This window comes from Chitinophaga dinghuensis (assembly GCF_003259435.1).
GTDB classification, from domain to species: Bacteria; Bacteroidota; Bacteroidia; order Chitinophagales; family Chitinophagaceae; genus Chitinophaga; species Chitinophaga dinghuensis.
The window spans coordinates 306835-332894 of the sequence record NZ_QLMA01000002.1; the positions used below are offsets into that span (position 1 = coordinate 306835).

The 26060-nt window shown below is 43.9% G+C and carries 21 protein-coding genes and 1 tRNA gene; 11 read left to right on the forward strand and 11 right to left on the reverse strand.

Annotation, left to right across the window (positions count from 1 at the left end):
- The first annotated feature begins 1 nt into the window (after nt 1).
- Together CLV59_RS06495 and CLV59_RS06500 are read left to right on the forward strand one after the other, a co-directional pair.
- Nucleotides 2-1198, forward strand: coding sequence for an FtsX-like permease family protein (locus CLV59_RS06495; protein WP_111591207.1), 1197 nt, complete (start codon nt 2-4; stop codon nt 1196-1198).
- Between the two features lie 37 nt (nt 1199-1235).
- Nucleotides 1236-1556, forward strand: coding sequence for a Dabb family protein (locus CLV59_RS06500; RefSeq protein WP_111591208.1), 321 nt, complete (start codon nt 1236-1238; stop codon nt 1554-1556).
- On the opposite strand, the gene CLV59_RS06505 is transcribed toward CLV59_RS06500, so the two are convergent.
- Nucleotides 1553-4102: a DUF3857 domain-containing protein gene (locus CLV59_RS06505; RefSeq protein WP_111591209.1), complete on the reverse strand. Its 2550-nt coding sequence runs from the start codon at nt 4100-4102 to the stop codon at nt 1553-1555. The two genes, CLV59_RS06500 and CLV59_RS06505, sit on opposite strands and share 4 nt — an antisense overlap.
- A 73-nt stretch (nt 4103-4175) precedes the next feature.
- Nucleotides 4176-5414: an NAD(P)/FAD-dependent oxidoreductase gene (locus CLV59_RS06510; RefSeq protein WP_111591210.1), complete on the reverse strand. Its 1239-nt coding sequence runs from the start codon at nt 5412-5414 to the stop codon at nt 4176-4178.
- A 79-nt stretch (nt 5415-5493) separates the two neighbouring features.
- Here CLV59_RS06510 and CLV59_RS06515 point away from each other — a divergent pair, with 79 nt between their 5' ends.
- The 3 genes from CLV59_RS06515 (at nt 5494) to CLV59_RS06525 (ending at nt 6890) form a co-directional block, all read left to right on the forward strand.
- The gene (locus CLV59_RS06515; protein WP_111591211.1) at nt 5494-5793 is read left to right on the forward strand and encodes a YbaB/EbfC family nucleoid-associated protein; all 300 of its coding nucleotides are present in this window, start codon (nt 5494-5496) and stop codon (nt 5791-5793) included.
- Nucleotides 5794-6101: 308 nt separating this feature from the next.
- Nucleotides 6102-6725 carry an N-acetyltransferase gene (locus tag CLV59_RS06520; RefSeq protein WP_245950821.1) on the forward strand — a complete coding sequence of 208 codons (624 nt, stop codon included), beginning with the start codon at nt 6102-6104 and terminating at the stop codon, nt 6723-6725.
- A gap of 89 nt (nt 6726-6814) precedes the next feature.
- A tRNA-Thr gene (locus CLV59_RS06525) sits at nt 6815-6890 on the forward strand.
- On the opposite strand, the gene CLV59_RS06530 is transcribed toward CLV59_RS06525, so the two are convergent.
- Nucleotides 6891-7373 (reverse strand): hypothetical protein, encoded by a 483-nt coding sequence (locus tag CLV59_RS06530; protein WP_111591212.1) that lies wholly within the window; start codon nt 7371-7373, stop codon nt 6891-6893.
- Between the two features lie 139 nt (nt 7374-7512).
- Between CLV59_RS06530 and CLV59_RS06535 the strand changes: the two genes are divergently transcribed.
- Nucleotides 7513-8625 (forward strand): TPR end-of-group domain-containing protein, encoded by a 1113-nt coding sequence (locus CLV59_RS06535; protein ID WP_111591213.1) that lies wholly within the window; start codon nt 7513-7515, stop codon nt 8623-8625.
- Here CLV59_RS06535 and CLV59_RS06540 read toward each other — a convergent pair.
- The 5 genes from CLV59_RS06540 to CLV59_RS06560 all read right to left on the reverse strand — a co-directional run bounded on the left by CLV59_RS06540 (nt 8611) and on the right by CLV59_RS06560 (nt 12622).
- Nucleotides 8611-9258: a DUF2306 domain-containing protein gene (locus CLV59_RS06540; protein WP_170137663.1), complete on the reverse strand. Its 648-nt coding sequence runs from the start codon at nt 9256-9258 to the stop codon at nt 8611-8613. The genes CLV59_RS06535 and CLV59_RS06540 overlap by 15 nt on opposite strands.
- Before the next feature lie 5 nt (nt 9259-9263).
- Nucleotides 9264-10034 (reverse strand): hypothetical protein, encoded by a 771-nt coding sequence (locus CLV59_RS06545; RefSeq protein WP_111591215.1) that lies wholly within the window; start codon nt 10032-10034, stop codon nt 9264-9266.
- Nucleotides 10035-10068: 34 nt separating this feature from the next.
- Nucleotides 10069-10779 (reverse strand): hypothetical protein, encoded by a 711-nt coding sequence (locus CLV59_RS06550; protein WP_111591216.1) that lies wholly within the window; start codon nt 10777-10779, stop codon nt 10069-10071.
- A gap of 60 nt (nt 10780-10839) precedes the next feature.
- Nucleotides 10840-11871 (reverse strand): GTPase ObgE, encoded by a 1032-nt coding sequence (gene obgE / locus CLV59_RS06555; protein WP_111591217.1) that lies wholly within the window; start codon nt 11869-11871, stop codon nt 10840-10842.
- A gap of 163 nt (nt 11872-12034) precedes the next feature.
- Nucleotides 12035-12622, reverse strand: a complete 588-nt coding sequence (locus tag CLV59_RS06560; protein ID WP_111591218.1) for an adenylate kinase — start codon at nt 12620-12622, stop codon at nt 12035-12037.
- A gap of 276 nt (nt 12623-12898) precedes the next feature.
- Between CLV59_RS06560 and CLV59_RS06565 the strand changes: the two genes are divergently transcribed.
- Both CLV59_RS06565 and CLV59_RS06570 read left to right on the forward strand, forming a co-directional pair.
- A complete protein-coding gene (locus CLV59_RS06565; RefSeq protein WP_111591219.1) occupies nt 12899-15880 on the forward strand; it encodes a glycoside hydrolase family 3 N-terminal domain-containing protein in 2982 nt (993 codons plus the stop codon).
- Nucleotides 15881-16006: 126 nt separating this feature from the next.
- Nucleotides 16007-16951 (forward strand): hypothetical protein, encoded by a 945-nt coding sequence (locus CLV59_RS06570; protein WP_111591220.1) that lies wholly within the window; start codon nt 16007-16009, stop codon nt 16949-16951.
- 72 nt (nt 16952-17023) lie between these two features.
- Here CLV59_RS06570 and CLV59_RS06575 read toward each other — a convergent pair whose 3' ends face one another.
- Nucleotides 17024-17464, reverse strand: a complete 441-nt coding sequence (locus tag CLV59_RS06575; RefSeq protein ID WP_111591221.1) for a hypothetical protein — start codon at nt 17462-17464, stop codon at nt 17024-17026.
- Nucleotides 17465-17643: 179 nt separating this feature from the next.
- On the opposite strand from CLV59_RS06575, the gene CLV59_RS06580 reads away from it, so the two are divergent.
- Both CLV59_RS06580 and CLV59_RS06585 read left to right on the forward strand, forming a co-directional pair.
- The gene (locus CLV59_RS06580; protein WP_111591222.1) at nt 17644-18687 is read left to right on the forward strand and encodes a COX15/CtaA family protein; all 1044 of its coding nucleotides are present in this window, start codon (nt 17644-17646) and stop codon (nt 18685-18687) included.
- A gap of 61 nt (nt 18688-18748) precedes the next feature.
- Nucleotides 18749-20977 carry a patatin-like phospholipase family protein gene (locus tag CLV59_RS06585; protein ID WP_111591223.1) on the forward strand — a complete coding sequence of 743 codons (2229 nt, stop codon included), beginning with the start codon at nt 18749-18751 and terminating at the stop codon, nt 20975-20977.
- On the opposite strand, the gene CLV59_RS06590 is transcribed toward CLV59_RS06585, so the two are convergent.
- Entirely contained in the window at nt 20978-21970 is a 993-nt protein-coding gene (locus CLV59_RS06590) for an alpha/beta fold hydrolase (protein ID WP_111591224.1), read from the reverse strand.
- A 234-nt stretch (nt 21971-22204) separates the two neighbouring features.
- Between CLV59_RS06590 and typA the strand changes: the two genes are divergently transcribed.
- The gene (gene typA / locus CLV59_RS06595) at nt 22205-24013 is read left to right on the forward strand and encodes a translational GTPase TypA (RefSeq protein ID WP_111591225.1); all 1809 of its coding nucleotides are present in this window, start codon (nt 22205-22207) and stop codon (nt 24011-24013) included.
- Between the two features lie 999 nt (nt 24014-25012).
- Here typA and recA read toward each other — a convergent pair.
- On the reverse strand, nt 25013-26026 hold the full coding sequence (gene recA / locus CLV59_RS06600) for a recombinase RecA (RefSeq protein WP_111591226.1): 1014 nt from the start codon (nt 26024-26026) through the stop codon (nt 25013-25015).
- Nucleotides 26027-26060 lie beyond the last annotated feature (34 nt).

Consider the following 26060-nt stretch of genomic DNA (forward strand, 5'->3'; position numbering starts at 1 on the left):
CATGCAATCGTTTTTTGATCTATTAAGAAAAATAATCCGTACCGGCGTTGGTAAAAGTCGTTTCTTCATGGCCTCTGTGGGCCTGGGAATAGCCATGGTACTTATTCTCATAGCACTCCAGGTAAATACGGATTTCAATCAGCTGCTCTACAGCGATAAAAACCAAAATGAAACAGCAGACTTTCTCGTCATCAATAAAAAGGTGACGAACAGTATGATGGGGCAACCGGGAAAATCTGTTTTCTCTCCCGCAGAAATAGAAAATATCAGAAAACAATCTTTCGTACAGGCGACAGGGTTAATCACCTCCAGCCAGTTTAAAGTAGTGGCCCAGGCCCCGGGAGATCTACACTTTGCTACGGATATGTTCTTCGAAGCGGTGCCAGACAGCTTTATTGACGTGAAAGAAGATGACTGGAAATGGAATCCCGGCGACCGTACGATTCCTATTATATTGCCGAACGACTTCCTGAACCTGTATAACTTTGGCTTTTCCCTGAGCCAGAATCTCCCACAGATATCTCAGGAAACTGTAAAAGCCCTGCCATTACAGGTCGTGATTTCCAATAATCAGACTTCAGATACCTATACCGGGCATATTGTGGGTTTCTCAGATCGTATTTCTTCTTTCCTCGTACCTGCTTCCTTTATGGATTGGGCGAATCAGAAATACGCCGGCTCTTCCTCTGCTCCGGCAAGTCGTATTGTTATCAAAACGGCCGATCCTTCAAACCCTGCACTGGTCAAGTTCCTGGACGATAACGGCTATACGGCCAACCAGGATAAACTGAAGTTCAGCAAAACGAGGGTAATTGTACAAACCATCGTTTCTGTGATTGGCTTCTTTGGATTGATCCTGTTGTTCTTCGCTCTGTTGGTATTCAGTATGTTCATTCAACTGGTGATTGCTTCCTGCAGAAAGGAAATCCAATTGCTCGTAACGTTGGGTACTGCTCCCCGGCAATTGCAGCGGTATCTCCTGAAACAATTCGTTCCGCTCTACTTTATTATCGGCATATTGTCTTTACTGCTGGTTACGGTGCTGCAATATTTTGCAGCCGGCCTGCTGGCCAAACATGACATGGTGGTAAGCCCATTGCCAGGCATTGGTACTATCATCGGAACAGTGTTGATTCTTGCGTTGGTATATATCGTTAATGTGGCAACTGTGAGCAGATACATCTTGCAAGACCAATAATGATCGTTTATTTTTATTGGACTAAAATGTCCACATAATGAAACCAAACGAATCGAAATTTGTACATGTAGTCAACTTCTATCTGAAGCCAGACCTGAGCCAGGAAGATATCAAACGCTTTGAAGCTGGTGTAAGTAGTCTGGCTGCGATTGAAGAAATCGCCGTTAATAATATTGGCAAACCAGCATCCACAGATCGTCCGGTGATTGACAAAAGCTACAGCTACTGCTTGTTGTGCGTTTTCAACAATCAGGCGATGCACGATATCTATCAGACGCACCCCGTGCATCTGACCTTCATAGATAACTGTAAACACCTCTGGGAAAAGGTGATCATCTTCGATTCCGAAACCATTTAATCGGATACCCGCCCAGTTGGGTATGGAATAACGAATGTCGCTCTGGCGCGACCGGATATCTTCAGATATGGAATCCAGATCGCCATTTTTACTAATGGCCATAACACGGAATCTGTACCGAACATATCTGGTAGCGCCTTTTCTTTGAATAACATATTCGCAAGATGCCGGTCGGCGTACAGGTAGATGGCCAACAGCACATAGTAGGTGGCGAGGGCCAGTGGGAACGTGTCTCTCCGGTGGAAAAATAATACCGCCAATAAAACGGAATACCCCAGGAAGAGAATATTCAGGAACAGCTCCACTACCAACATTAATTGAATGGAAGAAACGTTATTGACGGTGGTTTTCAGTGGCGTTTCTACCCAGATATCGTAACGGAAAATGCCGGAACGAATAATCATCGTCAGGTCGGTGATGGGAGAACAAACCAGCGCAATGGCCAGGATGGCGAGTCCTCCTCCAATAGCGATCGGCGGTTCCTGTGTTTCCACAGTCGGTAAGCTGCGTTTGTAAGCGGCTATCGCCAGGAAGGCGATCAGTCCTGCAAATACAAATGCGAGAAAGATCGTGAGCCAGTTTGGTTGTTTACCAGGATCCTTTTGGGAATCGGAACGCGCCTTCAGATTCATGTTGGCATAATCAGTGAATTTGCGGGAATCCTTTATGTATTGCGGAATCTCATTCACCGGAACATGGTCTTTCAATGTTTGCAAAATATAATGCAGGCGAATTTCATTGTCCGTTTTTTCCGGAATAAACTGCATACGATAGCTGTTGGTAACAATATCCAGCGGTTCCAGATTCAGTGGCCATTCGCCGGGAGTGCGAATAACAATGGTATAATCCAGGTCATATGGATAGCGTAAGCGCAAAGGCACATGCCGGTCTTCTTTGACTTCAGGCAGCGCATCCGTGATGAACTGGGCCATAGACGTGAATTGTAGCTTGCCGGTGATAGTATCGCGTTTCCAGATATTTTCAATTTCATAGTGTTCATACACCCGCATAATATTGCTGTCGGGATTATCGGCAACCCGCATGGAATCTTTGATGCGCATGCTGCCATAGAGTCCGCGGTAATAATCCAGATAGGTTTTATCCTTGTCTTGCTGACTTTCCGCTGCGAGGTTGTTGCGAAGATCGTCTGCTTCTTCCCGGTAGCAGGCAGTTTCCACTTTTAGTTCACCGGTGTGCTGACTCAAATCAGGCAGGGTGAATATTTCCTTCACTACCAGTTTACCGTGCGTTCTTTGAATGATTGGCGTTAGTTGGGTAGTGGAATCGTGTATAATCAGCGCCAGTTGATAATCCGGCTCGCAGAATGTTTCCAGGGTACCGCGTTGCATTGTGGCAGTTGCATCCAGCCAGTACGTTTTGTGATTCAGGGACACTGCTGTAATCACATGGTTAAATGCGAAAGGAGTGGGTAGGAGGTCGGCCACTTTCCCTTTCATGTCTGTGCTGACATACGCCATGCTGGCGGAAATGCCGGCGGCCTGTAATAATGAGCAGAGCAGGAGAGATTTATCTTTACAATCGCCGAAACGTTGCTGTAGTACCTTTTCCGGACTATTGGGTTTATGGGAATTTTCGCCCAATTCTATGCCCATATAACGAATATCATCCTGAACGAAGCGGAGTGCTTGCAGCAAGTATTTTTCTTTATCGCCTTTAGCTAGTTGTTTTAACTGTTCAATCTTACGGGAGATGCCAGGTCCGGGAGCGGGAACAGTGCTTATTTGCAAGCCCCATTGTGCAATCTCGCGCCAGTTGCCATATTCGTTCAATTGTACTTTAGGATACCAGGTATACCAGGAGGGAACGAAGTCCCGCGTTTCCGATTGCATTTGAGGAACGCTGGTCCATTCATAACAGGTATATTCTTTCCAGGCTTTTGTTTTAGGTAAAGCGGCCTGATAAAATGATTTCATTTGAATATGTCGCGCCGGATGGATCAGCAGACATCTGTAATAATTAACGATAGGTTCAAATGTGAGTAAGTAGGTTGTTTGATCTATTTTATCCGGGAAAACGGGATTACGTCCTTCTATGGAATAAGCGTAATCGATCTGATCGCCTTTGCGAATATCTTCCAGAATATAATAGGCGGTGTAGGTACCGCTATAGATGAACCTGGACAGTTCCTGTTCTTGTTGTAATAATTTAGGCGCGGTGGATTGTAACTGGTTAATGGACTTGCCGTCTCTCCGAACAATAATATGATGGAAAACCAGTTTTTCATATGCAGGATCAAAATCGACAGAGATCTCAGAGCCGTTCTGGATACCGGTTTCGGATACGATCTGCCGGATGATGTGTTCATATACTATATGTTTTTCCACATTTTTCTGATCTTCCTGCAGGAGTATATAGGCGCCATCGCTGATATTTTTTGCGTCCGGTTTCCGCGTTGAATCGATGGAATGTGGTACCAGCCAATCTGGGGCAGGACCGGTGAATACTTTTTTGTTTTGCGCCAGAAGCGCGAAGGGGGTAATAAACATCAGCAGGCAGATGACTGCCAGTTGTTGGTAGCTGCGCATAGGGATAATAATATAAAAGGGGCCAGCAGCCTGGTATTGGCGGCTGGCGAATCATTTATTCACCGGACAAATCTTATTGTCTGTTAAACAACAATTTCACATAGAACATAGGATGGCCCAGTTTCTTTCTGAGGTCCACCTCATGGAACATACAGGTCATGAGCTCTTTTAACTGTTTATTTCTAGAGCCGATTTTCATGAGTATATTGAATAACCAAGGGTATTTGATTAGTTTTTGCAGTTTTGTACTGACTTGTAATTCGGGGCCGAGGATGCGATAAACATCTTCATCGTAAGTGTCCAGAAATTTGTCTGAAAAATCATTGATTTTTAATGCTTCTGCGGCTCTTTGGGCCGCAATTCTACCAGAGTAGAGCGCATTTCCGATCCCTTCTCCGGTAAATGGATCTATTAGAAATCCGGCGTCGCCAACCAGCATATAGCGTTCGCCATGGAGTTTACGCTTTTTACTTCCCAGCGGGAGGCCGTATCCTTCAATATTTCCAGCAAGTTCTGCATTGGCGAAGCGTTCCTTCATAATTGGGTCGCTCGCTAATGTTTCCAGCATCATTTTCTTCAAATTGACTTTCTTATTTCTTGCTGAATTACTTAGCATTCCAACGCCGACATTAGCCTCTCCATTTGGAAGTGGGAATATCCAAAGGTATCCAGGGAGCATTTCTTTCAGGAAATGGAGTTCAATAAAATTATCTTTATGTAGTCCCCTGATGCCTTTGTAATAGGCGCGTATCCCAGCTACATAGTGCTCTGGCTCCATTTTAATTCCAGCAACGTCTTTGGTAAATGAGGAGTGAGCCCCATTTGCCACAATCACCAGTTGAGTTTTGATTTGGAAACTGCCGTCATTATTAGATAGCAAATATCCATCTTCTTCCAGTTGATATTTGTCGATGCTGATGCCCTCATATAAGGTAATTTCCGGGCGGCGTTTCATTTCGTCTACCAGGAAATTATCGAAGTCAATACGTTTACAGACGAAGCCTCTGGGATCTACCATATTTTTTTGGTAGTCTGGTTTGTATGGAATATCCATGCCAATCCGGTTTGGGGCTACAAAGGTTACACCCCAGCTATCCAGTTTAAAAACGGCTTTTTGGAGGCGCTCGCCCATTTCTTTATCTATTCGTTCAAGAATGGTTAGTACTTTACCACTTAATCCATCTCCACAGACCTTATCTCTTGGAAAAATAGCCTTATCCACGACTATGGAAGAAATACCGAGCTGAGCCAGTTGAAGCGCTGCGCATGCGCCACCAGGGCCGGCGCCAATGATACAAACTTTAGTTTCCATTTTTGCTGATAGTATAACGATGTGGTAAGATACGGAATAGTTAATACCTTATCTTTACGGCCTTAAAAAATAGCAAAATATGTTTGATTTATTTGGTAAGGTGACACAGATCCAGCAAAAAATGAAAGAAGGTAAAGAGCGTCTGGCTAATGTTACGCTGGAAGGCGAAGCTGGCAATGGCGCAGTGAAAGTTGCTGTAGACGGCAATCGTCAGGTGAAGAGCATTGATATTGCTCCTGAGTTGCTGGTGCCTGAAAAGAAAGAAGAAATGGAAGATCTGCTGTTGAGTGCACTGAACCGTGCGCTGAAAGCTGCGGAGAATTCATGGGAAGCAGAAATGAAGAATGCTGCTGGTGGTCTGTTGGGTGGTCTGCTGTAAGATACCCTTCAGTTTCTGAAAAAACATTACTGAAATGATATACATCCAGGGAAGTTATTTCCCTGGATTTTTTATTTAGGGAGACACGTAACCCTTCTCCATATTGGTTTTCATGAATTTTCGATCATCTGGCTGGCATGTCTGGAACAGCGTTTGGCATATACTGGGAAAATGAACTATATGCATGTACATCCGAAGCCACCGGCTCCTAAGTCAAAAGCGGTATATGTGGTTGTAGCGGTAGTATTAATTCTTAGTGTAATTGGCCAGATAATTATCAATTGCTGGCATAGATGAAATGTAAAGCCATGATAAACCAATATGAAGTGCCGGTCTGTGCAGCGCACAATGCGCCGGCACTTACTTCAACAACACCGGAAGCAGATGAGGAGATTGTCGTCCGGTTGGCAACAGCCTTAGATATAGACTTTGCCATTCCTATCTGTGCAGAGATGGAGTCTTCAGCGAAGGCCCGGGGCACAGGGATCTCCCAACGGGATCCTGCAGATATTAAAAAGAAAATGCTGGAAGGTAAGGCCGTGATTGCCTTCACGAAATCAGGCGTATGGGCTGGATTTTCGTATATACAAACCTGGGAGAACGATCAATTTGTATCGAACAGCGGTCTGATTGTAGTGCCGGCATTCCGTCGGTTGAAGGTGGCATCTGCCATTAAACAAAAAATCTTTGAATTGAGCCGGCAGCTATACCCACAGGCCAAAATATTCAGTATAACCACGGGTCTTGCCGTGATGAAACTGAATAGCAGGTTGGGTTTTGAGCCGGTAACCTATACCGAAATAACGCAGGACCCTCAGTTCTGGGGAGCATGTAAAAGCTGTGTGAATTATCCTATACTGGTGGCACATGGATACAGAAACTGTCTTTGTACAGCCATGTTGTTTTCACCGGACCTACTGAAAGCCCTATAGCGTTCGCAGCCCCAAGTAACCGACGATTAACGGCAGTGCATTTGCACTGCCGTAATTTTTATTTAAATTGTATAAAACAGCAATGATCGGCCAATCTAGCTTAGTTGGTAGAGCAGCGGTTTCGTAAATCGCAGGTCGTGGGTTCGAGCCCCATGGTTGGCTCCACTAGGCTTCTTTTATTTCACATTCCAGGAATGTGCCCGAATGACGGGATACCGTTAATTTCAGTACACAAAAGGTTTCTATCTGATCAAAAATTTCTGGTGTAACGTCTACTCTGGTGATACCAAAAATATTATTCTCCACTACAAGATAATGAGTCAGAATTCCTAACTCGCTTGAACTTTTCTTGCCCATTACTTTAGCAATGAATTCTGCTTTCTGACATTGACGTAAATCTTTTCGTAGGCTCGTGATCGTATGAAACCAGAAGTATAACAGAAATCCTACGAAAGCCAGGGTCATGGCGGAGAAGAAGTAAATAGGAGGGACGGTGTTAACCCGGATCAGCAACAGCGCAAATCCTACTGCGCTGATCACTGCAAAGTATTTGACTAATGTACCGATGGCATCATATTTTGAAGCGAGGTTACTTCTTACGATGAATGCATCTTCCGGTGTAAACTGCTGATAATGTAGTTGATTCATAAGGTACTAGTTTTTCGTCAGTGGATAGAAAGGGAAAGCTTCCCTATATTTAGATGCGGGTGCATAAATTTTCCATAAACAATTTTCAAAATTTTGATAGGGATACTTCTGTATCTTTATTTTTCAAATCCTATAGACTATGCGCTTTATGCCTTTGTTTGTACTGGCCGGCCTGATATCTGCCTGTGGTGGTACAGGAAGCCAGGGAACATCCTTCCAGCTCACAGAGTATTCCATGTACAATGCTGATTCTGTACATGCAGCTCTTGCCGGTTCAACAAAAAAAGATAAGAATGCGGAAAAAGAATTCCTGGAAGCACTGGATGTTTATCGTAATAAGAAGAAAGCCGGGCCAAGTATTCCAATGTTTAGATCTTCTATTCTGAAACAACCACAGGCCAAAACCTACTATGAGCTTGGCAATGCCCTGCTGGAGAGTGGACTGTACAAAGAAGCCATACAATCTTTTGATATGGCGGAGTTGCTAAATTATACGCCGCTACATAAACTGTTATTTAACAAGGCATGTGCATATGCTTTGGATAACAACGAAGAGAAAGGAATGTATTATCTCGTATCGGCTATCGAGTTCGGCTATACGAATTTGGATAACATTATGAAGGATAAAGACCTCGCCACGCTGAGAGGAAATCCTTACCTCTTTACCAACAAGGTGAAAGAAGCGCTGAGTGGTCATGGAGATCCTGAAAAGCTCCAATGGACCATGTATTACAGGGAATTCAGGCCAATGAATTTCCCACTTACGCTGGACAAATCATTTGCTACTAAAACACATTTCAAAGATATTCCTTACGATTTTGAGAAGTATGTATCTGAGATGAGAAATGCCAAGTTTGAAAGAGAAACGGGTAGTTCCTTTTATTATGTAGGACTCATTAAAAGTGATACGGCTTTCAAAACAGTTTGCTATGCTGTAAATGATAAGGAAATAGAAGGTTATACCTGGCCTTATTACATGGTGGCCAGCTATGCGCCTACTGGCAAACTGATAGATAAACTAATGATTGCCGGCCAACTACTGGATGAAGATCCTTATAAAGTAGGTGTGATAAATGCGAACGGCGAAATTACGGTGACCTCTTACAAAATAGAGTACGAGCAGGATGTAGCTAAAACGCAGTTCAACGAGAATAAAGAAAAATCCAGTACAGAAATCAAGAAGGAATTCTATTCCATCTCTGCGGATGGTCACTTTGTTCAGAAATCAAATGAGCCTTTAGCGTTGCGCTAAAAGCTGTTCTCCGCGGGACTTCCAACGGATATACCATTCAACAATCAATAGGTTCAGCGTCCAGCTGAGCCAGGAAATAAGTACATATGCCGCTACAGGTCGTAGCGGCATATGCATTAATCCCAATACATAAGCATAGAATCGAAGAGTTACCGCAGATAACGTCAACGCATAACTGCGCAGCATCCAGTTAGAATGTTCTTCCCACCGGCGTTGCATCGCCTTGCGCCAACCTATAACGGTAACGCCTATCCATAGTATTGAAAGTATAACAAAACTTATTCGCGCATAAAGACCTCCGTTGGCGTAGAAGGCCATCACCAGGCCGGTAGGGCCGCTGATAGCGATTACCACGAAGGCATATGTTTTACCCATATTACGGTGCAGTCGCGGATATCTTTTAAGGAGATAACTGCTAAACTGCATTAACCCGGTAATCAATACTGCGGTGCTGATAAAAACATGCACATAAAAGCTCAGTCGCCAATGCATTACATGCCAGGCTATCTGCTTGGTTTTGAGGAAATTGGTGTATCTCTCCAGCGCCAGATAAGGCACGCTGAGCAGGATCATTAGCCAGGTGCTATAGAGAATAACGCCTGCCGCAATAATGGATAATATTTTCTTAGTCATCTTCACTACGGACCAGGAACAAATCTAAGACTGTCACACACAATAGCAGAGAGGTAGGAATTATTGGTTTCTTCACCTTTCTCCATTTCAATTTTGAAAAGGGATGACTTCTGAGACCAGCCACTATTGGTTTTCCAGTTAACGGTTACCTGTTGTGGTTGTTGTGGATTATTGGACCAGCTGCCCGTTACTTCAATTGCTTGCTGTGCGAGCGTGCTGTCGTTTACCTTCGGATAGTAGGTCATTTTTACAGTACCGTCTTCTTCAAAAACAATCGTACCGGAATTTTCATAAGCGCTGAAATAACCCAGGAAAGGATATTGAGATCGCATACCCTCATTGTATGGCTCTCCGGATTTCATTTTTTCCAGTTGGAATTTTTTCTCCGCAGTGGCTTTGATATTGTTGGGTGTCCAGGTACCATTACCGCTGTTGGCATCTGCATTGAAAGTAATAGTAAACTTACCATCATATGGATTATCGCCAGGCTCGGTGAGGGAGAGTACCCAGTTGGAACCGTCGCGTACTATTTCTCCTTTGATGTTTCTGCGTAACCCTTTATGGATATTATATCCGGCCGCTTGTTTACCATTGGAGAAATTGATGGTGATAAAAATAGGAGCACCGCCAAAATCACCTTTATAAGTGCCTACCAGGGCATAGGAGCCGGCAGAATCGGAGGTGTTTTTTTTCGCTTCTTCCGTCGTTCCGTTGCCTGTTTTGCAAGCTTGGAGCAGGAAGAGACCAATGGCGAATATGCAGAGCATACGAGTCATAAGGATATATTTTCGGTAAATATAAAATCTGTTGTTATTTAATGGGCACATCAATGATCAATAGTTTGTTGATGTTCTCTGAGCTATGTTGCAGCAACCCGGTAATTTTCAGGTAATAGCGGGAGATCACTACTTTGGTGGGAGAGTCCTCAAAGCTGGCCATTCCTGCTACTCCTGCATATGCCTCCTTTCCAAGATGACGATACATGTATTCCTGCAATTCCTCGATAGTGCTGGGAGGAAAGGCCTTTTTCTGTTCGGCGGAATACTTTTTACAGATATAAAAATTATCTGCTTCCGGTTTTAGCGCTTCCCATGCAGAGGTATAATGCTTCCAGTGTTTGAGTACGTGTTTGGAATTGATGATGGCCGTTGTTTCATAGCGTTGGGCTACGTTCAGGCGTGCATTTCCGGTGGTAGTGATGGTTAACATCTGTCCTTCCAGTGTATGTGGATGCTGGAGGGTGAGATAAATAGTATCCGGATGCAATTCGAAATCATTCATGCCTGGAGTGGGTTCCAGCCAGTCGAGCGACAAGTACGAACTACCGAAACGGATATACGTAGTACTATCTGTTTTAGCAACAGATACTTCATTTGAAGCGACTCTGGTAGCCATATTATCAGGAGGGGCTACCAGTTCCATAGTATCGATTTGTACCGGCCTGTTCTTCTTGGGAACGGCTGGCGAATGGCAGGCATAGAATGCTGGCAATAGGGCTGCCATTAGGAAGTAAGTTCTCATGATACGGGGGAATATAAAACTTTACTGGATTAGTTTTATGATCCTCGTTGTCTGCAACAGTTATTCAGCATCTGTTTGATCAGGACTTTCCACGTTGTTGGCATCGGACAGGGCATTCCAGAGAATGTCTTTCAGTTCGGTGAGGCCCTGGTTGGTAACGGATGAAATGAAAACATGTGGCACGTCTGCTGGTAATTCGGCAGAGATAGCATCTTTCAGTTCATCGTCCAGCATATCGCTTTTGCTGATGGCCAGGAGAAACTGTTTGTCGAGCAATTCAGGATTATATTGTTCCAGTTCACTGACGAGCACGTCGAATTCTTTGCGGTGATCGGCACTGTCTGCAGGAATGAGGAATAGTAATACGGAGTTTCTTTCGATATGGCGTAAGAAGCGATGGCCGAGGCCTTTTCCTTCGTGTGCGCCTTCGATGATACCTGGGAGATCGGCGATACAGAATGATTTATTATCACGATAGTCTACCATTCCCAGTTGTGGTGTGAGCGTTGTAAACGCATAATCTGCCACTTTAGGTTTTGCGGCGGTAATAGTAGAGAGGAGGGTGGATTTTCCGGCATTTGGGAATCCTACGAGACCAACATCTGCCAGTACTTTCAGTTCTACTACTTTCCAGCCTTCGATGCCTTGCATACCTGGTTGGGCATATTCCGGCGTTTGGTTGGTGGCGGATTTAAAGTAAGCGTTTCCCTTTCCGCCCTGGCCACCAGGCAGCCAGATAAGTTCCTGGCCATCATGGAGGATTTCAGCTTCTACTTCGCCGGTTTCTTCATCACGGGCTACCGTTCCTAAAGGTACTTCGATGATAATATCCTGTCCGAAACGTCCGGTACAGTTATCGCCACTACCATTTTCTCCATTTTCCGCCAACAGCATTTTATGCCAGCGAAGGTGGAGTAAGGTCCATAGCTGCGAGTTTCCGCGGAGGATGATATGGCCTCCTCTGCCGCCGTCACCACCGTCAGGGCCAGCCTGTGCGTTGAATTTGGTACGCATGAAGTGCATACTGCCCGCGCCGCCTTTACCTGATTTACAAAATACACGGATATAATCTACGAAGTTCGCTTTTTCCACTTTTGACCTTGTTTTTAAGAGGCAGTATCCCCTGACACTACCATAAAATAAAACGCAAAGATCGTGAAGTTTACGTAAATAGCACAGTCTTAGGTGCTAAATGCCGCATACCAACAATCTTTGCGTTGTATATAAGTTGTTGAAAGCCTTTACCCGCAAGGGTTTATACCTTCTCCCCCAGCAGTTCGTCGATTTCTTTTGACAGAAGATCAAAGATTTCCTCTACAGTACCATCTCCTTTTACCTTCTTGAACTTGCCAAATTTCGCATAATGGTCTGCTACAGGGGCAGTTTTATTATGATATTCTACAATACGGGCTTTTACTACATCTTCTGATGCATCGTCCGGACGATTGGATGTAAGACCACGGTTGAGCAGACGTTTAATCAGCTCTTCTTCAGGTACTTCCAGAGAAAGTACTACAGAAATAGCCGTTTTCTTCAAAGCAAGCAGTTTGTCCAGCGCTTCTGCCTGAGCAGTAGTACGTGGGAAGCCGTCAAAGATGAATCCACGGGCATCCGGATTGGCGTCCAGCTTGGAGCTGATCATACCAATTACTACCTCATCAGGTACCAGTAAACCCTGGTCCATGAATTTTTGCGCTTCCAGACCCAAAGGAGTCTTGTTACCAATCTCATGACGAAGCAAATCGCCAGTAGACAGGTGAAGCAACCCGTATTTATCAATAATCTTAGCACTTTGAGTGCCCTTGCCGCTACCGGGAGGGCCAAATAAAATGAGATTGACCATGTTTAATATTAATCTTACTTACTAAACTCGCAAGGTTGCAAATATAACAAACAATTGAATGTATTGGTAACTAAAATTACGATTGATTAAAAAATTTGAAAATTTTTCAAAAAATACTAAATACATTTCAATTTCGCAGTGGAATCACTGAATTATCTTCAATGGTATATCTTAAATTTAATAAGAAACTTCCTATTCAACAAAATCATATAATTAATATTAATAATTAGTTGATTGCCACTGGATTTAGTCCTCCAGAATTTGTAAGTTTATAGCATGATGAGACAATTACTGGTTGCTGGACTAACGGGACTCATGCTGACCGGGAGCGCGGTTCCTGTACCGCCCTCGGCGCCCACGAAAAAGAAAAACAAACGGAAAACGGAAAATGCTATTCAAATACAGGACCCTGCCACTGCATGGGCAGACAGTGTTTTTAATTCGCTCACTCCTGATGAAAGAATCGCACAGTTGATTGTAATCCGCGCCCACTCTAATCTTGGACAGGATCATATCAACGCCGTCGTTAAAGATATACAGGAAACTAAAGTAGGTGGCGTAATCTTCTTCCAAGGGGGCCCCATCAGGGAAGCCAACCTGACCAACTATTACCAATCCATCTCCAAAGTGCCTCTCCTCGTATCTATTGACGGAGAATGGGGACTCGGTATGCGCCTGGACAGCGTCATCTCACTGCCAAGAAATATGATGCTCGGCGCCACCAGAGATACCGCACTGGCCTACGAATACGGAAAAATCCTGGCGGAACAGTGCAAACGCATCGGCATACATGTTGACTATGCTCCCGATATGGACGTGAATAATAACCCGAATAACCCGGTTATCAATGATCGCTCGTACGGAGAAGATAAATACCAGGTAGCCCGCTTAGGCGTTGCCACCATCAAAGGAATGCAGGACAATGGCATCATGGCCAATGCTAAACATTTCCCCGGCCATGGCGATACCAATGTGGATTCGCACCTGGACCTGCCTACCATCAATAAAACCCGCAAACAGCTGGACTCCCTGGAACTATTTCCATTCCGTGCCGCCATTGCAGCCGGCGTACAGTCCATCATGATCGGCCACCTCTACATTCCGGCTATAGATAATAAACCCAATACGCCTACTTCTATTTCCTATAAAGCAGTGACCAAACTACTGCGGGAAGAACTGGGCTTTAAAGGACTGACCATCACCGATGCGCTGGAAATGAAAGGCATCGCGAAATTTTATACAAAAGGCCAGGAATCCCTGCAGTCGCTCCTCGCAGGCAACGACCTGATGATCCTTCCGTCCACTGCAAAAGGTAGTGTAGACGCCATTCGCAAAGGCATCAAAAAAGGACTGATCACCCAAAGCGAAGTGGATGAACGCGTGAAACGCGTACTCCGCGCCAAATACAATCTGGGACTGAATAAACCACAAGTAATCGATACCCGCAATATCACGGAAGATATCAATGCTAAAACAGACTCCCTGCGCAGAAGAATTGCAGAAAAAGCGATCACTTTACTGAGTAACGATGATAAACTTATTCCATTCTCGCCTTCTGTAACTCAACAAAAAATCGCAGTAGTGGCAGTAGGAGCGGATTCCAACAACGCTTTTATTGAGGCGATAAAAGCGGCCAAACCAGGTACAGATGCTTTTATCTTCACCGGCCGTCAAAGTGTAGATCAGATTGCTCCCATCGTTTCCAGAATTCACAGAGATTATAAAGCTGTAATTATCAGTGTACATAATTACAGTCGCCGTCCTGCAAATAATTTTGGATTGTCATTGGCACAGCGACTGATTATCCGTCAGTTACAACAGGAATTGCCATCTGCTACTGTCGTATTTGGAAATCCTTACGCCATTCAATATTTCTGTGAAGCGCCGCATATCCTCGCTGCATATGAAGATGATAGCACCACCCAGAAAGTGGCTGCTGATATCCTGTTCGGTAAACTGGCTCCGGAAGGCAAACTGCCTGTAACCGTGTGTCCGTCTTATCCTTCAGGGGCTGGCGTCACCTATAAATTAAATCAGTATACTACCTTACCAACAGCAACACCTGAGTCAGAGGGACTGAATGCGCAAACCTTGCTGAAAATAGATGCATACGCCAATGACATGATCGGCCGTGGCGCCGCTCCTGGTTGTGAAGTGCTGGCAGTGAAAAACGGGAAAGTGGTTTTCAACAGAGTATACGGTCACTACGAGTATAACCGCCGGGAACCGGTAACGCCTAAATCCATTTACGACCTGGCTTCCGTGACGAAAGTCTGCGCTACTACCATTTCCATCATGAAACTCTATGATGAAGGCAAGTTGCAACTGGATGAAACGCTGGGTACTTATCTTCCTTTCACACAGGGCTCTGATAAAGCGAAACTGAAAGTGCGGGATGTGCTGCTCCATCAGGCAGGTCTGGTACCTTATATTCCTTTTTATAAAGATCTCGTCAATGCTGCCGGAATACCCGACAGTACTATTTTTCATAATATTCCAGGTCCGGGATTCAATACCCGTGTAGCGGAAGGTCTTTACCTGATGGACACCTACAAGGATACGCTCTGGAGAAAAATCCTGGATAGTAAGCTGACGCCTTCTCAAGGCTATGTTTACAGCGATCTGGATTTCCTCTTCCTCGGACGCATTGTTGAACAGCTGTCTGGCAAACCGCTGAACGATTATGTGCAGGAAACATTCTATACTCCGTTAGGATTGGAAACTACAGGGTTTCTTCCAAGAGAACGTTTCCCTTTGTCGCAGATTGTACCGACGGAAAATGAATTTACTTACAGGAGACAACTGCTACGCGGAGATGTACATGACCCTACCGCTGCGATGTTTGGAGGAGTAGCCGGTCATGCAGGTCTGTTCTCTGACGCTCACGATTTAGGTGTGATTTTCCAAATGCTCCTGAATAAAGGCACATTCAAGGGTAAACAATATTTCAGACCGGAAACAGTGGATTTATTCACTGGATATAGTAGTAATATCAGTCGCCGTGGCCTTGGGTTTGATAAAACAGAGAAAAACAATGCCAGCCGTACAGAACCTTATCCTTCCAGATATGCTACAGGTGCTGTATTCGGTCATACTGGATTCACAGGTACTTGCGTTTGGGCGGACCCGTCAACAGGATTGGCCTTCATTTTCCTCAGCAATCGCGTTTATCCTAACGGTGGCGCCAATACGAAGTTATCTGTATTGAATACAAGAGGAAAGATGATGGATACTTTTTATGAAGCCATGATGAAATAAGTAGCTTGTTATAAATATGTTGTAGGGAGACGGCCACCACGGCCGTCTTCTTTTTTTTCACCTGGCGCCGATTCATGCAATGACCCTTCACCGGCAACCGTTATTTTTATAGATAAACCGAATGCTATGAGAAGGGTTTTTTATTTATCCCTGTTGATCCTTTTTCCATTATCTCTTTCTGCTCAAAATTATTACTACCTCCTCGCTGAGGGGGACTCCCTTCTGAAAGCCGGGAACTATAAGCTGGCAGCAGAGAAAATGGACACTGCCTATCGAATGGGCACCGGAAGAATGACAGATCAGGATTTTCTCCAGTTTGCGAGGTGTACGATGAAGACTGGAGACCTTGAAAAAGCCTATTTGTTATTACAGGCGAGCATCAACTTCGGATATACAAATATGCAAAACCTCGAGAAAGTGGCGGAGCTGCAACCACTCCGAAACGATTCTGCTAAATGGGCCAATATTCGCAGACAGGTCGTGGATAAACGCAGAGATATTGAATCCTGGTGGGACAAACCATTGAAAATAAAATTGGATAGTATCTATGATGCGTACAAACATTTAGCCGTGATGGCCGATTCCATCAAAAGAAAAGAGGGCTTGCAATCTCCCCAAATAGCCGCTATAGAAAGGCAGGTAAAAAAAGATGATAGCGTCTATATGAAAACGATCATCGAAATTTTATCTGATGCTGCTTTTGTCGCGCATTATCCTTCCGTAGAGCGAATAGGGAAGAAGGGAAATGAGCTGGTATGGATGCTTTTACAGCGAGCAGATTATCAAACCCAGCAAAAGTATTGGCCGGAGATGGCCGTATTTACTTATTTTAATAAATCCGAAGAACCCAACCTGGCAAAGCTTTCGGATGAAATGTGTGTACATATCGGACAAAAGCAGCATTATGGTTGTTTATTCGTTCCCGTTCCTGGCTCCACGAATGAATTCCAGTTCCTCGACATTGAAGATGTGGAACATGTGAATGAACGTCGTAATAGCAAAGGATTGCCGCCGCTGGAGCTGTTTGCCAGAAAGTATAATATCCGCCTGCCGGCAGGATTTAAGCCATAACTATTTTACCATAAAAACGGGCTGACCAATCAATTGGTCAGCCCATTCACTTTTTATCTGTAAAAGCCATTACTACTCTACAGATACATTTCTGTTAACAACGGTGGATGTGTGGATTCCCACAGTTTTCTCCATTACTTTGTTTTTACCACTTCTGATTTCGAAGGAGTAGTTGCCATCTTCCAGGGATTCCAGATTATAGCTGCCTACGTATTTAGCAGTTGCAGGTAATATTTCTCTGAGAAGGGTATAATTGTTCTTGTCTTTGATGTAGAGTGTCAGCTTCTCATTTTCAGGATTGTTCACAGACAATCTGAAGAGCAGTGCATTTTGATTTTGTTGTGCCAGTTCCATATTAACGGTTGCTTTTGGATTACCGTTTTCAGGAGCGACGCTAGCAATGTTTACTTTGTTGAAAGCGAAGTCGTTATCTTGGGCCATCGCGGTAAATGTGCTAAACAAAATAGCCACTGTTAAGATCAATCTCACTTTCGGAGCTAAAACAAGTTTCATGACATTAATTTTTTAATGTTTTGTGCTTTAAATAGGGCAGTATTAGCTAATACAATGGTGCCGTTTAACTTTTCGATGCAAAGATCTGAAGCCTGCGTTAAGGCAATATTAAGCAGCTGTTAAAATAATGTGAGAAAATTGAAGCGATTGTCGATTTCTGTCCTAATTTCGCATCGTTTATGGAAACAGTTCAATTGAAGAATAATCGCCCTGTGGCCATATGGTTATATATAGGCGTGGGCATGCTGATTGTGCAGGTACTCTTGGGAGGAATTACCCGACTGACAGGTTCTGGATTGTCTATTACAGAATGGCAGCCATTATTGGGCGCCTTTCCGCCAATGAATGAAGAGGCCTGGCAACGTGCTTTTGATGGATATAAAGAGATTGCACAGTATAAACTGGTAAATAATCACTTCACAATCTCTGATTTCAAAGCCATTTATTTCTGGGAATGGTTCCACCGTGATTGGGCAAGGCTCATGGGCGTGGTATTTATTATCCCATTTATATATTTTATTGCCAAAAAGAAGATTGATCAGAGTATGATCAATCCCATGCTGATACTTTTTGCATTAGGTGGGCTTCAAGGAGCTATTGGCTGGATCATGGTAATGAGCGGCCTGAATAATGAAGATATCCGTGTAAACCATATTCGTCTGGCGATTCACTTTATTTCTGCACTGGTATTATTATGTTACGTATTCTGGTTTGCGCTCCGCCTCAGCGTGAAGCAGCAACAAATATTATATGTTCCAGGTCTGCGCAAGCTGAATGGCTGGCTGCTGGGCTTACTGGTAGTACAATTGATCTACGGCGCTTTCATGGCAGGACTGCATGCTGCACTGAATGCCAATACCTGGCCAGATATCAATGGCGCATGGGTGCCTACCGGCATGTTCTCCAGTGGTAATTTCTTCCACGATATTTTCCATAATCCAATTACCATTCAATTTATTCACCGCGGTCTTGCCTACCTGATAACTATACTGGTAGCAATCTGGTGGCTAAAATCAGCAAAAGTTCCCGCACACACCGCCCTGCATGGTATTCGTTACCTGCCTTTGGTGCTGGTATTATTGCAGGTGCTGCTGGGTGTGCTGACGCTGTTGAATAGCCAGGTGAACATTCCAATTTCCTTCGCAATTTTGCATCAGGGCGTTGGTATGTTGCTGCTGCTATCCCTCGTTTGGACCTATTTCCTGAGCAGAGGAAAAGCATAATCATGAATGAAATACGGATGGATGATTGCAAATCCGTATTTTTATTTGTAATTATCGTCTGATGAAGTTGAAGTTATTACTTATAAAGACATACTATTCGTTCCCTATTCAGCTGCTGCTCCTGCATTTCAGGAAGTATCAGATATTGCTGGTTTTCTGGGTAATCCTCTTTAGCACCATTAATGGAGGATTTGCCAAAGTATTCGGCGGCGATGCCCTGTTCCTGGCGCCGGAATACTTAGGAAAAGTGAACTTTTATAGCACTGCCATTCTTGGAATGGCGACCGGCACATTTATTATGAGCTGGCATATAACCACCTTCATTCTACATACCAGCCGGTTTAAATTCCTGGCTACCACCTCTCAGCCTTTCTTCCGCTATTGCCTGAATAATTCCATTATTCCGCTCACTTTCCTGTTCTGTGTACTTGTCCGCGGATGGGAATATCAGCGTTATGAACAACTCAGTACCATTCCGGAAATATTATTGCTGGGAGAAGGCTATATCAGTGGCGTACTCTTTATCATTTTCTTCTCCTTCTTCTATTTCTTTAATGCAGATAAAAATATAGGCAGAAGATTAGAGCGGAGATTCGGTAACCCCCGTCAATTCCTGCGTACTATTCTGAAACCTACGCAGGAGCCAGATGAAAACGCATTACCCGTTAATAACTATTTTTCTACTCCCTGGAAGGTACGCCGGGCACGGAAAGTGGATCATTATAATAAGCATTACCTGGACTCCATCCTGAAACAACACCACTTTGCCGCAATGATTACCGTCGGATGCGCGCTGATTGTTATGTTGGTCTTAGCCAGTATGATGGACCACCCTATATTTCGTATTCCAGCAGGGGCCAGCGTATTAGTATTTTTCGCATTCCTGATTGGAGTGGCCGGAGCATTTTCTTATATGCTGCAAACCTGGTCTATCCCCATTTTACTGGTACTTCTTTATGGGCTGAACTGGTTAGTAGAACATGATATTGTAGATAACAGAAATAAGGCCTATGGCCTGAATTATAGGGAGAAGCAAGGGCGTCCGGAATATAGTCCTCAAGCCTTACAGCAGTTCTTTACCAAAGAAAGAGCCGATGGCGATAAACAATTCACCCTGGAAGTGCTAAAGAAATGGAGGGCGAAATTCCCTGCAAATCAAAATCCGCCACTGATTGTAATGAACTTCAGTGGGGGAGGAAGCCGCTCTGCCACCTGGACAATCAACGTTTTACAACGGCTGGATAGTCTCCTCCACGGGCAACTTATGCCACATACCGTACTTATGACGGGCGCCTCCGGCGGTATGATGGGCGCTACTTATTTCCGGGAATTATACTATCAGCAAACCCTCGGAAAGCCAATTCGTTTAACCGATTCCATTTATGCAGAGCGTGTCTCCAAAGATTTGCTCAACCCCGTATTTACGGCAATGGCGGTGAATGATTTTATTGCCCCCGTCTGGAGTTTTAAAATAGGCGCTAATCACTATGCAAAAGACCGTGGTTATGCCTTTGAAATGCAACTGAATCAGAATACAGACTATGTGTTGAATAAAAGTATCCGGGATTATCGTATTCCGGAACTGAATGCGATAATCCCTATGCTGATCTGGAACGCTACTATCAATGCGGATGGACGTCGGTTAATCATTTCTCCTTTGCCTGTAAGTTATCTCTGCGCGCCACAATATAAATATCCTACCCGCCAGGTCAGAGACGTGGATGGGGTGGACTTCTCACAATATTTTGCCCGTCAGGATGCATTGGATTTACGTATCACCAGTGCCATCCGGATGTGTGCCACATTCCCTTATGTATTGCCCAATGCGTTTCTGCCCAGCAATCCCATTGTGGATGTAATGGATGCCGGTATCAGGGATAACTTCGGCCAGCAGACTACCTTACGCTATCTGTATACCTTTCGGGAATGGATAAACGAAAATACTTCCGGCGTGATTTACTTACAGCTGCGAGATACCCGCAAAAATGATATCACACCGATTAAGAAAACCAAAGATCTGGGCGATCTGGTTTTTGAGCCGCTGTTTACAATGCAGCAGCACTGGTCCGCTATGCAGGACTTCGATCAGGATGATCTGGTGAACTATATGGAAGGTTATTTCCCGAATAAATTCCATCGGGTAATTTTTCAGTATGTACCACAACGACAGGATAAGGCCGCGGCTTTGTCATGGCACCTGACGTCCAGGGAAAAACTGGATATCGCGGACGCCATAGAAAATCCTGCCAATCAGTCGGCGCTCGACTTTGTCGTGAAACTTATGAAGTAATTACTTTTTCAGAAATTCCAGTAAGGGTTTAATAAACTGCGTATAGGCTTCAATGTGAGGTAGATGTCCCACGCCATCAATGGGGACCAATTGGGCGTTGGGTATGCGTCTGGCAGCATTGCGTCCCAGTTCAGGGTAGTTGCCCATTGTTTTTCTTACTTCTTCAGATACGCTTGCTTTTCCCAGGGCTGTTCTGTCGCGTTGCCCTATAATCAATAATGTAGGAACCCGTATCTGTTCAAATTCATAACATACTGGTTGTGTGAAGATCATATCGTAGGTGAGTGCTGCGTTCCAGGCTACTTTGGGATAGTCGGGGCTGGATGTCCAGCTGGCAAGGAGTGCGGCCCATTTATCGTATTCTGGTGTCCATTTGCCGGCGTAATAGCTGTCCATCTGGTATTGTTTGATGGTTTGATAGGTTTGTTGGAGTTCTCCTTTATACCACTGATCTATTGACTGATAGGGCACTTTCAGCTTCCAGTCTTCCAATCCGATCGGATTTTCCAGTATTAGTTTTTCTGTAACATGGGGATACATGAGCGCGAATCTAACAGCGAGCATGCCGCCCATAGAATGGCCCAGTACAGCCAGTTTGGAGATACCGAGGGTATCGAGTAATGTTTTTGTATTCAGTGCCAGTTGTTGAAAAGTGAACTGGAAGTGTTCTGGTTTGGAGGATTTTCCGAATCCTATTTGATCTGGAATGATGACGCGATAGCCTTTATTGCTGAGGTCGGTGGCTGTTTGAGCCCAGTAGGCGCCGCAAAAATTTTTTCCATGAAGCAGCATTATTGTTTTGCCATTGGGATGGGAGGGATGAACATCCATATAGGCCATTCGGAGGGTTTGTTGCTGTATCTGCAGGCGGAGAAACTTAACGGGGAATGGGTACTCATAGCCTGATAGCATGGCATCCTGAGCAGGGATACTTTGGGCATTTGCTATGTTATATAATAATAACAGCAGGAGGGAGCAAATATAGTTTCTCATCAGGAAAGGTTTATAATAAAGTTATCCCTTTTTTATAAGAATACGTTACTATTATTTACGTATAAACAGATGTATATCAGCGTATTGTGAGCCTATTTCCCGACATGACCAAATGATTACATTTATTTAAAGCTGGAGGATTTCATTCTCGTCAGGTTTTCGTACCTTTGCGCCTTCTTTTTGTAGCTATTAGCGTAAAATTTGTTAATGGCTGATAGCTAAAGACATAAGTATATGAATATTCGTAATATCGCTATTATTGCACACGTAGACCACGGTAAGACTACCCTGGTGGACAAAATCCTTCATCATACGAACGTATTTCGTGAGAACCAGGAATCCGGTGAGTTGATCATGGACAGTAACGATCTCGAAAGAGAGCGTGGTATCACTATCTTCAGTAAGAATGCTTCTGTTGAGTATAAGGGTACAAAGATTAATGTGATCGATACTCCGGGCCACGCCGACTTTGGTGGTGAGGTAGAGCGCGTATTGAAAATGGCTGATGGTGTTATCCTGTTGGTGGATGCCTTCGAAGGACCTATGCCACAGACTCGTTTCGTACTGCAGAAAGCATTACAGCTGAATCTGAAACCAATTGTTGTTATCAACAAGGTGGATAAGGCTAACTGCCGCCCTGATGAGGTGCATGATGCGGTATTTGAATTGTTCTTCAACCTGGATGCAACTGAAGAGCAGCTGAACTTCCCAACCTTCTATGGTTCTGGTAAGAATGGCTGGTTCAACAGTTCTTTAACTCCATCTGAAGATATCACTCCATTGATGGATGGTATTCTCCAGTATGTTCCGGAACCTAAAGTAAAAGAAGGTAACCTGCAGCTGCAGATTACTTCTCTGGATTACTCTTCTTTCCTGGGTCGTATTGCTGTGGGTAAAGTAACTCGTGGTTCTATTCAGGAAAACCAGTGGGTGAATCTGATGCAGGCGGATGGTACTGTGAAAAAACAGAAAGTTCGTGAGCTGTACATTTTCGAAGCACTGGGTAAGAGAAAAGTAACTGAAGTAGTAGCTGGTGATATTTGTGCGGTAGTAGGTATTGAAGGTTTCAACATTGGCGACACCATTGCTGACGGTGAAGAACCAGAAGCACTGCCAGTTATCAGTGTAGATGAGCCTACAATGAACATGTTGTTCGGTATTAACAACTCTCCATTCTTTGGTAAAGATGGTAAGTTTGTTACCAGCCGTCACCTGCGTGATCGTCTGATTAAAGAAACAGAGAAAAACCTGGCGCTGCGCGTTATTGATTCTGACAATGCGGATAGCTTCCTGGTATATGGTCGTGGTATCCTGCACTTAGGCGTATTGATCGAGACCATGCGTCGTGAAGGTTATGAGTTGACAGTAGGTCAGCCACAGGTTATCGTTAAGAACATTGACGGTAAGAAATGTGAACCATATGAGATCCTGGTGGTAGACGTTCCTCAGGAATCTGCAAGTAAAGTAATTGACCTGGTAACTCGTCGTAAAGGTGAGATGCTGATCATGGAAACAAAAGGTGAAATGCAACACCTGGAGTTTGAAATTCCTTCCCGTGGTCTGATCGGTCTGCGTACGCAGATGCTGACAGCTACTGCTGGTGAAGCAGTAATGGCACACCGTTTCAGCGAATATAAATCTTGGAAAGGAGCTATCCCTGGCCGTAACAACGGTGTACTGATTGCTAAAGAAGCAGGTACTACTACTGGTTACTCTCTGGATAAACTGCAGGATCGTGGTTTCTTCTTCGTAGATCCAGGAGAAGAAGTGTACAAGGGTATGATCATCGGTGAGAACAACAAACCTGGTGACCTGGTAGTAAACGCGAATGAAGGTAAGAAACTGACCAACATGCGTGCGAGCGGAAGTGATGCTGCTACCAACATTGCTCCTAAAACCCTGATGACACTGGAAGAATGCATGGAGTACATCCAGCATGACGAGTGTATCGAGGTTACACCTAACTACATCCGTATGCGTAAAACCATCCTGGATGAGGAAGAGCGTAAGAAATATGCAAAGAGCATCAAAGCTGAAGCATAATCAGTAGATGTTTAAGATATAAACCGGTGGAGATTATTTCTTCACCGGTTTTTTTATGCGGGTGGTTTCACGCAAAGGCGCAAAGAAGCAAAGGCCGCAAAGTTGAGTTGTTGCTTATTTTGTTGTTAGATAATTGATAGATAACAATAACAGTTGATAATGTTCTGTAACCGCTGGAGTTAATGATAGTATTATGTTGATTTAAATACTACGGTATATATTCTTACTTCAGGATAATTTGATCAGTGGAATAGTAGCCATGGTATTTATTGCGGGCTTATTAAACAACAAAACATAATCCTTTGCCTCTTTGCGCCTTTGCGAGAAACCCCTTCGCACTCTATCCATTCACGCAAAGGCGCAAAGAAGCAAAGGCCGCAAAGTTGAGTTGTTGCTTATTTTGTTGTTAGATAATTGATAGATAACAATAACAGTTGATAATGTTCTGTAACCGCTGGAGTTAATGATAGTATTATGTTGATTTAAATGCTATTGGATATTCTTACTTCAGGATAATTTGATCAGTGGAATAGTAGCCATGGTATTTATTGCGGGCTTATTAAACAACAAAACATAATCCTTTGCCTCTTTGCGCCTTTGCGAGAAACCCCTTCGCACTCTATCCATTCACGCATATACGCAAAAAAAATCCCCGCCCAGGAAAAGGCAGGGATGTGCATACTAACCCAATGCTTACTAAAACTAAAACGATCTTTATAATCTCTTACCGATAGATAGATTGTCTGATATACCTTTTTGGGGTCATAGGATGGGGGAGGAATGGTATATCAGACAATTTGTTTTCACGGTTCATTGTTCTGCTGTACAATGAGCTGTTACACAATGTATAAAGTGTGCAACGATGAAAATCTATCGAATAGGATCTATCAAATATCTTTATCTTTTTAACAGACAATAACATCCCATTCTGCAAATGCAGTTTGCTTTGTTATTGTATATTAAAGGAATGATTTCTTTGTTGTTGCTGTTATCGATGGATTAAGCTTCTGCAGCCTGTTGTTCGGCCAGTTTAGCTTTGATTTTACCTTCGATTTCAGCAGCCAGTTCAGGATTATCCAAGAGCAGTTGTTTTACTGCATCACGACCCTGACCAAGCTTGTTGCTTTCATAGCTGAACCAGCTACCACTTTTCTGAACGATACCATATTCTACGCCCATATCAATGATTTCCCCGGTTTTGGAGATACCATGACCATAGATGATATCGAATTCAGCCTGACGGAATGGAGGAGCTACTTTATTTTTCACCACCTTCACTTTTACACGGTTACCAATCGCTTCATCACCATCTTTAATCTGACTCATACGGCGGATATCCAGTCGTACAGAAGCATAGAACTTCAGTGCGTTACCACCCGTTGTTGTTTCCGGATTACCAAACATAACACCTATCTTTTCACGTAACTGGTTAATGAATATGCAGCAGCAGTTGGTTTTAGCGATAGTAGCAGTCAGTTTACGCAGTGCCTGTGACATCAGACGAGCCTGCAGACCCATTTTGCTTTCTCCCATTTCACCTTCCAACTCACCTTTAGGAACCAGCGCAGCAACAGAGTCAATTACCACTACATCCACCGCACCGGAAAGAATCAGACGATCCGCAATCTCCAACGCCTGCTCACCATGGTCTGGCTGGGAAATCAACAACGCATCCACATCTACTCCTAATCTTCTTGCATAGCTGCTGTCAAAAGCATGCTCCGCATCTATAATGGCACAAATGCCACCTTTTTTCTGCGCTTCCGCAATTGTATGTATAGCAACAGTGGTTTTACCAGAAGACTCCGGACCATATATCTCTATAATCCTTCCTTTAGGAAATCCACTGATACCCAGTGCGATATCTAAGCCCAAAGAACCAGAAGAAATTACTTCCATCGGTGCTTCTGCTTTTTCTCCCATCATCATCACAGATCCCTTACCGAAATCCTTCTCAATCTTATCCATTGTGAGGCGGAGCGCCTTCAATTTTTCTGCATTGGCTGTAGACATATAAGTAGCTTTTTTACAAATTTAAATGATAAGC

What these genes read in the sequence shown, in the direction of transcription:
- CLV59_RS06495 (WP_111591207.1), top strand. Translation starts at nt 2, where the DNA reads ATGCAATCGTTTTTTGATCTATTAAGAAAAATAATCCGTACCGGCGTT.
- CLV59_RS06500 (WP_111591208.1), top strand. Translation starts at nt 1,236, where the DNA reads ATGAAACCAAACGAATCGAAATTTGTACATGTAGTCAACTTCTATCTG.
- CLV59_RS06505 (WP_111591209.1), bottom strand. Translation starts at nt 4,102, where the DNA reads ATGCGCAGCTACCAACAACTGGCAGTCATCTGCCTGCTGATGTTTATT.
- CLV59_RS06510 (WP_111591210.1), bottom strand. Translation starts at nt 5,414, where the DNA reads ATGGAAACTAAAGTTTGTATCATTGGCGCCGGCCCTGGTGGCGCATGC.
- CLV59_RS06515 (WP_111591211.1), top strand. Translation starts at nt 5,494, where the DNA reads ATGTTTGATTTATTTGGTAAGGTGACACAGATCCAGCAAAAAATGAAA.
- CLV59_RS06520 (WP_245950821.1), top strand. Translation starts at nt 6,102, where the DNA reads ATGATAAACCAATATGAAGTGCCGGTCTGTGCAGCGCACAATGCGCCG.
- CLV59_RS06530 (WP_111591212.1), bottom strand. Translation starts at nt 7,373, where the DNA reads ATGAATCAACTACATTATCAGCAGTTTACACCGGAAGATGCATTCATC.
- CLV59_RS06535 (WP_111591213.1), top strand. Translation starts at nt 7,513, where the DNA reads ATGCGCTTTATGCCTTTGTTTGTACTGGCCGGCCTGATATCTGCCTGT.
- CLV59_RS06540 (WP_170137663.1), bottom strand. Translation starts at nt 9,258, where the DNA reads ATGACTAAGAAAATATTATCCATTATTGCGGCAGGCGTTATTCTCTAT.
- CLV59_RS06545 (WP_111591215.1), bottom strand. Translation starts at nt 10,034, where the DNA reads ATGACTCGTATGCTCTGCATATTCGCCATTGGTCTCTTCCTGCTCCAA.
- CLV59_RS06550 (WP_111591216.1), bottom strand. Translation starts at nt 10,779, where the DNA reads ATGAGAACTTACTTCCTAATGGCAGCCCTATTGCCAGCATTCTATGCC.
- CLV59_RS06560 (WP_111591218.1), bottom strand. Translation starts at nt 12,622, where the DNA reads ATGGTCAATCTCATTTTATTTGGCCCTCCCGGTAGCGGCAAGGGCACT.
- CLV59_RS06565 (WP_111591219.1), top strand. Translation starts at nt 12,899, where the DNA reads ATGATGAGACAATTACTGGTTGCTGGACTAACGGGACTCATGCTGACC.
- CLV59_RS06570 (WP_111591220.1), top strand. Translation starts at nt 16,007, where the DNA reads ATGAGAAGGGTTTTTTATTTATCCCTGTTGATCCTTTTTCCATTATCT.
- CLV59_RS06575 (WP_111591221.1), bottom strand. Translation starts at nt 17,464, where the DNA reads ATGAAACTTGTTTTAGCTCCGAAAGTGAGATTGATCTTAACAGTGGCT.
- CLV59_RS06580 (WP_111591222.1), top strand. Translation starts at nt 17,644, where the DNA reads ATGGAAACAGTTCAATTGAAGAATAATCGCCCTGTGGCCATATGGTTA.
- CLV59_RS06585 (WP_111591223.1), top strand. Translation starts at nt 18,749, where the DNA reads ATGAAGTTGAAGTTATTACTTATAAAGACATACTATTCGTTCCCTATT.
- CLV59_RS06590 (WP_111591224.1), bottom strand. Translation starts at nt 21,970, where the DNA reads ATGAGAAACTATATTTGCTCCCTCCTGCTGTTATTATTATATAACATA.
- typA (WP_111591225.1), top strand. Translation starts at nt 22,205, where the DNA reads ATGAATATTCGTAATATCGCTATTATTGCACACGTAGACCACGGTAAG.
- recA (WP_111591226.1), bottom strand. Translation starts at nt 26,026, where the DNA reads ATGTCTACAGCCAATGCAGAAAAATTGAAGGCGCTCCGCCTCACAATG.